This window comes from Chryseobacterium sp. CG10_8 (genome assembly GCF_058117085.1).
The window spans coordinates 1-357 of the sequence record NZ_JBYVEB010000303.1; the positions used below are offsets into that span (position 1 = coordinate 1).

1 protein-coding gene is annotated in these 357 nt (G+C 31.4%); it reads right to left on the bottom strand.

What is annotated here, in order from left to right:
* Nucleotides 1-36: 36 nt before the first annotated feature.
* Nucleotides 37-357 (bottom strand): hypothetical protein (locus tag AC4AGG_RS16860; protein WP_489773177.1); only part of this gene is annotated, 321 nt, incomplete at its 5' end.

The window sequence follows — 357 nt, forward strand, 5'->3', positions numbered from 1 at the left end:
ATATAAAAAGACCAATAAAATTTAGTCTTCAAACTTTTATTGAACTTGCATATCTAGCACATAACCTCCGAAATTTCCGATTGAATTATCAGGCTGATAATTACCAGCTTTTACAGTCCAAGTTTTATTATCAAATTCAAAAACTTTGTCATTATCCACATAAAAAGTAGTATCTCCAACATTTGCTTTCTCATCTAATTCATAAATTGCACTAATTGACCCATCATCGTTCTGTACAACATTAGCCATTTTATTTCCAGGTTCTGGAAGCTCTATAATTTCAAAACCAAATGCAACTAACTCACATATTCCCCAACCACTACATTGAGCACCGTGTCCTAAATTAAAAATAAATGT